This window comes from Streptomyces sp. NPDC017520, assembly GCF_044329855.1.
In the GTDB taxonomy this organism is placed as follows: Bacteria; Actinomycetota; Actinomycetes; order Streptomycetales; family Streptomycetaceae; genus Streptomyces.
Genome location: NZ_JBIRKB010000039.1, coordinates 1 through 6,544, shown reverse-complemented (window position 1 = coordinate 6,544; position 6,544 = coordinate 1). Strand labels below are relative to the sequence as shown.

Below are 6,544 nucleotides of genomic sequence, written 5' to 3'. Positions count from 1 at the left end.
AGAACCCCAAGCCGTTCGTGTGGACGAAACCCGCCGACGAAATCCTCGACACCCTCGCCGCATACTGCACACGAATTAACGACTCAGGACACTAGCCGCTGGCAAAGCGCCTGCAAACTCCAGCGCTTGAGCCGCCCTGACACGTATTGCACCCGCGAGCTGTGGATCGCAGGCGAAACGGCGGAGAAGGGCAAGGCCGCGGGATCTATGCGGCTCGCCCGAGCGCAGTAGAGCGTGCGCTGCGGCCTCGCGAACGACGTCGGGCAAGGCCGCGTTCTCCGCAGCGCCGTGGATCACTCGCCGGAGGGGGTGATCAAGGCTGCGCAGCAGACTCAGTGCGCCGACCACTTGGTTTACGTACCGGCCGTTGGCGTCGCGCAATGCCCGCCACAGCCAGAAGTCGAAGGTGCGCGCCAGGGCTTCATGCTGACCTGCTGTCGCCTGAACACCACGTGAAATCAGTGCGGCAGCGAGCTCCCGGGCGATGTCGTTACCCGCGAGCAGCCAGTCGAGAAGTTCAGGGGCGCCGCTATTGATCAGTGCTCTGTGGAAGATCGTCCGCTGGGCTGTGAGATTCCCATCCGCGCACGCAAGTCTGAGGGTTCTCCACCAAATCGGATTGTCGGGATCGAATCGGGACGGAAGCCCACGGGCGTCGAGTAGGTCGCAGATGTGCTCGGCAAAGGTGTGGTGGGCAAAGATGAGACCTTCGCCGTCTAGCAGCAGCAACCCGGTGGACGTGAGTACTGAACCAACGATTTCGGGCCAATCCGCTGGTGCCGGAGTGGGAGTGATGGCCCGGTCTGCCAACCATTGGAGGGCTTCAGACAGCAGAGACCGGGCTTTCAGAGCCAGCGGTGCAAGGTGCTCGATCAGCGCGACTCGCGCTTCGACCAGTTCCTGAGCCAGCTTCTGCGCCATTGGTCGGCCAGCGAGCCGGGACTGCGTGTCACTGAGTAGCTGGCGGGCTCGGGAGTCGTACAGATGGGAGAAGTACCGTTCGTACAGGTCGAAGCGGCTTGCGGGAAGAGGCTGGCTGGGCGCCTCAGCGAACACAACTGCTGCGACTGTGGCAAGGAGCGGGATGGACGCCTCTTCCTCAAGCCGGGATGAGGCCAGCTCGCGAAGGAATGACTCGGCGAGATCTACGTCATCTGAGAACCAGGAATGTGCGAACTGGGCGCGCTGATGATGCTGAAAGGGCTCAATGGCGTAGTGCGTGAGCTCCTTGTCACTGTCCCAGGTTCGGCGTTCGTCGTCAGGTAAGGGACGGCTGGTGATCAGGACGTGGTACTCGCGCTCCGCCTCCATGAAGACCCGTAGGCGTTCGATTAGGTCGGCGCGATCTGCCCGCGAGGTGACCTCGTCCAAGCCATCGATGACCAAGAGCCAGTGCGATCCAGGCACGCGCTGTTCCAACAGTCGCGGATCGAGGTCGCGTGCCAGGAACCTCGCAAGGTTCGCCCCGAGGGCATCTGACACCGCAGAGAGAAGGCGCATTCCGGGACGGGCTGCCAGATCCCTCGCCAGCAACCGGACGGGCAGGAGGGTAGCGGCAGCGGCGCCGTCCCTTGGGAGCACGACGGCTCGGGTCGCTAATTGAAGGGTCAGAGTGGATTTTCCGGAACCCGCTACGCCCGTCAGGAACAGGTGCCGATGTGTGGCAAGGGCCTCTTCGATTGACTTCGGTCTCAGGACCACAGGGTCGGGTGCTGCGCTGGCCTGCTCTGGGTCGGTGGCCAATGCCGCAGCCGCATTATCGGACGTGGACACCTGCTGGCGTACGTAGACCGCCGAGGGATCACGGCCGTGGAGGCCGATAGCACGATACGGGAAGGCCCGCGCCGCACTGCGCTGGGCGTTGAGCAGGGACTGCAGCTCGCCGGGAAGGAGACGTTGCTTTGGACCGTGTGCTAGGCAACGCTCGGCGATGATGTCTGCCCGGATCGCGTAGCTCTGCCGGATGATGTCCGCCGTGGTCAGCCGACTGTATGGCAGCGAGTGATGTGTGCTGACGAGCATCCCGACGACTGCCTGCAGCTTTCTGTCCCACAGAGGGCTGCCGCTGTAGCCGGGCTGGACGACATGTCCCGTGGGGGCGCCGCTGAGGACCAGCCAGTCGTCAGCCACTGCGGACACGTGCACCCGAACAACGGAGGTCGGTTCGCCGCTGCCGAACCAGCTCCATGCCGACTGTCCGAGGGATGGAGCTGCGAGGCGCACTGGCCGTACTTGCTTGGGTAGCGCGTCAGCCACCCGGAGCGTGGAGATGTCTCCACGCCATCGTCTCTCCGTGCCAGAGAGCGTCTCTTCCTCATCGCGGAGAGAACGTGCCGGCCACCATCCGGTCACATGGGCGGAACAGCGTTGGCCGGGAACGGACGGAAAGGCCACGGTCACCGAGTCGGAAGTGGGCTTGTCGCTCGCGAATTGATGCCTGCCCAATGCCATGTTGACGACATGTGCACAGGTGAGGACGGACACGACGGCGTTCTCGTCGGTGACCAAGACGCCGCCGCCGACGACAGTGCCGTCCGGTTTCAGTAAGGAGACGAAGGCGGTGCGCAGGGAATCATCCGCGGAGACCGGATACATGGCGCCCGCTTCCGTTTCATTCAGCGACGGAGGTGGTGTTGCGGTCGTCGCTGAGTCGCCACGTGGCAGAGACGTTGAAGTTGGCCTCGCCGCCACTCACCACGGCCAGTTTCAGACCGGCAGTCAGCTTGACGCCGAACTCGACGGTCAGCTCCTCGGGCTTCCGTGGCAGACTGGTGACCTGATCGTGCAAACCTGAGAGGACCGGGACCAGTGGAGCGAACGCCTCGTTAAGCGTCCTGCCTGCCTGCTCGACAATGCGCGCACCGAGGCCGACTGCCTCGACCCCGGCGCTGCCGGGGAGCTGGTATTCGGCATCGATGCCGACCCTAGTTTCGCCGGTAGGCCAGACCTCGACGAGCACGGCTTGTCCGTCGGGAAAGTTGAACTCGACGAAGTCGGACATCATTTCCCCCAAGTGGCTCAGCAGCCGTTTCTGCTGGTACCGACGTGGGTCACCGCTACCAGCCGCGACGGCATAGCCTACCTCGTAGCAAGATCTGCTCTACGTAGCACTGCTGCAACTGCTGAACGGCCGTGGCCGGTTCGGGCATGCCGCCGAAGCGAGGTGAGAGCAGCGCCATGATGGGGTCATGCGTTGCATAGAGAGAGGTCCGGAACGCAGAGCTCGTGGCGAGTCGTGATCCGGACGTACATCGTGGGCTACTGAACTGTTTGCGCTGACTGGCGGGCCCGTATGCCGACTCTGCTGAGGTGTCAGGTCCTGCGGGCAGGCCGGGGCGCTGCTGAGACTCGATCGGACCTGGACTCGTCGAGGGCTTCGGGGTGCTTCTCGCCTGTGCTGACACGGCTGTGGTGTTGGAACCATGCCATTCGTTCGCGTGGGCTTGGAGGACTTCGTCATGAAGTTGTCTACCTGGTGGCGCTGACCTGCATCGATGCGGTTGTGCCCACCCCTGACCTGCGCGGACAAGTCTTTCAGCGTCTTTCGGGATCGTGCTGCGTTACGTGGTCGATTCTCCCCATGCGCTCCCCAGGACCGTCGCTACTCCCCAGATTCTCCCTAGGAAGTGACGTTGCGGCGGGCCTGGTGGCACATGACGTCATGCCACCGGAGGTGCTGCCGAGGGCACGTAGAGTGACTTCTGCGAGGGCAAGGCATAAGCCTCGCGCTGAGCGGCCGTTCCCGCGTCCCAGGGCTCCACCCGGCGACCGGTTCCTGATCGAAGACGGTGGGGACGCATCCCCTGCTCCACCCGGCGGAAGTCGGCCCATCCGCTTGACCCCCGGCGCGGAGTGACGGCGCAGTCGAGGGGCCGTACGGCAGGCCGGAATCAGGGCGGCGAGATCCGAGCCTCGTCGGCGGCCACGCCGTCCAGGGCATGGAGCCACACCGCTCTCGGCAGCTCGCTCCGGACCCGGTTCCGGACTTCGCGTTGCTGGATGGGCCCCCGGGCGTCGGGTACCGGCGAGACCGGAACCGATCTGGTCAGGAATCTCCGACTCGGGTCACTGGACCGGTAGTGAGAACCTGATCTTCGCGGACGCCTGGGCTCCTGCGCGGCTGTAGAAGCGGATGGCGTCGGTGTTCCAGTCGGGCGTCTGCCACTGCACCTGTGTCACGTCACGTTCCTCTGCTGTGCGTGTCACGGCGTCGAGCAGTCTGCGCCCCCAGCCCTCTTCGCGGTGCGCCTCGGTCACGAACAGGCAGTCCAGGTGGAGGTAGTCGGTCGCCTGCCAGGTGGAGAACTCCAGTGAGCACGTCACATACCCGACGAGTTCTCCTTCGTGATCGGCCACGAAGCACCATGCTCTCGGATTCGCCGTGAACAAGGTGGCCTCCAGGCGAGCCGCCAGGTCTGCGGAGACGGGCTCAGCGCGCTCGAATGCGGCATGGGCGGCGCACAGTTCCGCCACCATGGGCAGGTCGGTCGGCACGGCTGGACGGATGGTGCCGACCGGCCGTGGGGTGTCCGTCAGCATGCGCAGGTGATGGAGCCGAGGGGGGTGGTCAGCGGGTCCGCCTCGCGCTGTTCGGTACCGGCCAGGGATTCGACCGGGAAGCCTTCGCGGATCCAGTATTCGATGCCACCGATCATCTCCTTGACCTGGTAGCCGAGCCTGGCGAGGGCGAGCGCCGCGCGGGTGGCGCCGTCGCAGCCGGGTCCCCAGCAGTAGGTGATGACCGGAACCTCCGGGTCGAGCAGGCTCGCGGCTCGTGCCGGGATGTCGGCGGTGGGCAGGTGGACCGCACCTGGCACGTGGCCCTGCTGCCAGCCGGCGATCCCGCGTGAGTCGATCAGGATGAAGCCAGGGGCGCCGGATTCGAGTGAGGCGCGGACGTCGGAGACGTCCGCCTGGAAGGTGAGGCGTGCGGCGAAGTGGGTGGCGGCGTCGGCGGGAGCGGCGGGCGGGGTGTGCAGCGCGGGGCTTGCGGCTGTGTTGTTCATGACTGAAACGCTACGAGGCGCAGCCGTGGGCGAGAACAGATGATCGACGGTCATGCCTGGCCTTGACCGGTGATGTCGTGGTATTTCTCGGTCATGACCGCTGTTTCCTTTGACGACACTGATATGCGCATCCTGGAAGCCTTGCAGCAAGAGGGCCGTGCCAGCTACGCCGAGTTGGCTCGAACCGTGTCCATGTCTGCCAGTGCTGTCACCGAACGGGTGCGGCGGTTGGAAGAGAGCGGCGTGATCCGCGGCTACTCGGCGGTGGTGGATCCGGAACGGCTTGGACTCGGCATCCTGGCCTTGGTCCGCCTCCGTTATCCCACGGGTAACTACAAGCCGTTCCGGGATCTGGTCGCGACCACGCCGGAGATCGTGGAAGCCCACCACGTCACCGGTGAGGACTGCTTCATGCTCAAGGTCCTCGCCCGTTCCATGCGCCACCTGGAGACGACGACGGGCCGCATCGCCGGGCTGGGCGCCGTCACGACCAGCGTCGTCTACTCCAGCCCGCTCCCGACCCGCGCGATCACGACGGTGGCCTCGGCGCCAGAGTGAAGAGAGGGTCAACCCGGTGACGGTCCGTAGCAATGACATGGGTAGCCTGGGATGCCGTGGAAACGATTCTGGTCAGCGCGTGTCTGCGCGGAGTGCCATGCCGGTTCGACGGCCGGCACAAGGCGTCACGAGCGGTCGAGGAGGCCGTCGAGGGTCGGAGTGTCGTGTCCTTCTGCCCGGAGGTGGCGGGCGGGCTCCCGACCCCGAGGCGGCCGGCGGAGCTGGTGGGCGGCGACGGGCACGCCGTGCTCGACGGAACGGCGCGGGTCGTCGAGGACACCGGACGTGACGTGACGGCGGAGTTCGTGGACGGAGCGCGGCGTGCGCTCGAGGCCGCTCGGCACGGAGGCTGCACCGAGGCACTCCTGATGCCGCGCAGCCCCTCGTGCGGACGAGGCGTCGTCTACGACGGTTCCTTCGCAGGGGAACTGGTGGCTGGGGACGGGGTGACGGCGGCGCTGCTCGAGCGTCACGGGATCACCGTGCGATCCGCCCCGGGCGTGTGAAGCTCCCCCGGCACCCAACCGCCCGTCCTCCGCGACCGGCCTTGGCCGCGCGTCGGGCTTTGGGGTGAGACGGCGTCGATGCCCCCGGATCTTCTCCCACGTGACCTCGTCGTCTCCCGTCGACCGTCCCCCCCCCACGTCGTCCCCGGATGGCCACTTCGCCGACGTCCTCTCTGAGGGCTTCGCCCACCAAGCGCGTCGGCCGTTCTGCGCGACCGATCAAGAGCTCCGGCCGCCGCCGCCCGCGTGACGCGGCCCGTGACCGAGTCAGCTTGTTCACCGGCCGTGTCTCTGGGGGCGGCCGACCGCTGGGGCGAGGCCACGGTTCGGCTGGTCAAGCGAGTGGTCCCGAGATTCGGGGCCGTTGCCGACCGGTCTGACCTAGGCACTGTTTCTCGGATCGCCTGACTTGGGTGGGGTGTTGGGGCCAGGCTGGCTTCATGGGTCGTGGGGATCTGACGAATGCGGAGTGGG

Annotated in this window: 6 protein-coding genes; 2 read left to right on the top strand and 4 right to left on the bottom strand. The window is 66.0% G+C overall.

Annotated features, from left to right (window positions below):
• Positions 1-75: 75 nt before the first annotated feature.
• From ACH4KB_RS37835 to ACH4KB_RS37820, 4 genes are all read right to left on the bottom strand, one after another.
• The gene (locus tag ACH4KB_RS37835) at positions 76-2,595 is read right to left on the bottom strand and encodes an NACHT domain-containing protein (protein ID WP_398071629.1); all 2,520 of its coding nucleotides are present in this window, start codon (positions 2,593-2,595) and stop codon (positions 76-78) included.
• A 16-nt stretch (positions 2,596-2,611) separates the two neighbouring features.
• Complete coding sequence (locus tag ACH4KB_RS37830; RefSeq protein WP_398071627.1) at positions 2,612-3,001, bottom strand: CU044_2847 family protein; 390 nt, start codon at positions 2,999-3,001, stop codon at positions 2,612-2,614.
• A 1,064-nt stretch (positions 3,002-4,065) separates the two neighbouring features.
• Positions 4,066-4,539: a GNAT family N-acetyltransferase gene (locus ACH4KB_RS37825; protein ID WP_398071625.1), complete on the bottom strand. Its 474-nt coding sequence runs from the start codon at positions 4,537-4,539 to the stop codon at positions 4,066-4,068.
• A complete protein-coding gene (locus tag ACH4KB_RS37820) occupies positions 4,533-5,006 on the bottom strand; it encodes a rhodanese-like domain-containing protein (RefSeq protein WP_398071623.1) in 474 nt (157 codons plus the stop codon). Before ACH4KB_RS37820 ends, ACH4KB_RS37825 begins: the two co-directional genes overlap by 7 nt.
• Before the next feature lie 93 nt (positions 5,007-5,099).
• Between ACH4KB_RS37820 and ACH4KB_RS37815 the strand changes: the two genes are divergently transcribed.
• Both ACH4KB_RS37815 and ACH4KB_RS37810 read left to right on the top strand, forming a co-directional pair.
• A complete protein-coding gene (locus tag ACH4KB_RS37815) occupies positions 5,100-5,564 on the top strand; it encodes an Lrp/AsnC family transcriptional regulator (protein WP_398071621.1) in 465 nt (154 codons plus the stop codon).
• Positions 5,565-5,620: 56 nt separating this feature from the next.
• Positions 5,621-6,070 carry a DUF523 domain-containing protein gene (locus ACH4KB_RS37810; RefSeq protein WP_398071619.1) on the top strand — a complete coding sequence of 150 codons (450 nt, stop codon included), beginning with the start codon at positions 5,621-5,623 and terminating at the stop codon, positions 6,068-6,070.
• Positions 6,071-6,544 lie beyond the last annotated feature (474 nt).